Source organism: bacterium (genome assembly GCA_020440705.1).
In the GTDB taxonomy this organism is placed as follows: Bacteria; Krumholzibacteriota; Krumholzibacteriia; order LZORAL124-64-63; family LZORAL124-64-63; genus JAGRNP01.
Genome location: JAGRNP010000358.1, coordinates 1 through 566, shown reverse-complemented (window position 1 = coordinate 566; position 566 = coordinate 1). Strand labels below are relative to the sequence as shown.

Sequence of the window (566 nt, the reverse complement as noted above, 5' to 3'; positions counted from 1 at the left end):
ATCGCCTGTGCCATGTGGCGGCCCTGTTCTTCATCGGGGCCTGGGCCGTGGTCGACCGCGTGTTCTATCCGGAGCATGCCGCGACCTACCAGTTGATCGTCTTCGGCGTGCTGACCCCCGTCCTGCTGGTCAGCCTGGGGCTCACCTTCCTGCCCGGGTACCAGCGCTGGCAGCAGGTGCTCTTCGCCGGCGACGTGGTCGTCGTGGGCGGCGCGCTCGCGGTGAAGATCGCGTTGGCGGGCCACGCCGACATCCAGCCGCTCTTCTTCGGCATCGTCTTCACCTACGTGTTCAACTACGCCTTCGTGCGGCTGGACTTCCTGCCCGCGACCGTTGCCGGCTGGACGGTCTTCGCCGCCTACGTCGCCGTCGTCATCGGGGCCGGCGATGCGATCGAGGCGAAGCTCGTGCAGAGCACCCTCTTCTACGGCGTGACGCTCAACCTGCTCGGCATGATGATCGCCAACGCCCAGGAGCGGCGCAGCCGCCGCGGCTACGTGCTGCAGCGGCGCCTGGCCCGCGAGCGCGACAGCCAGGCCGAGCTCAACGGTCGGCTACACTACGTG

General features: G+C 68.4%; 1 protein-coding gene. It reads left to right on the top strand.

Going from position 1 to position 566, the window contains the following annotated elements; translation table 11 throughout:
- On the top strand, positions 1-566 hold a 566-nt coding region (locus KDM41_18775), incomplete at both ends, for a hypothetical protein (GenBank protein MCB1185469.1).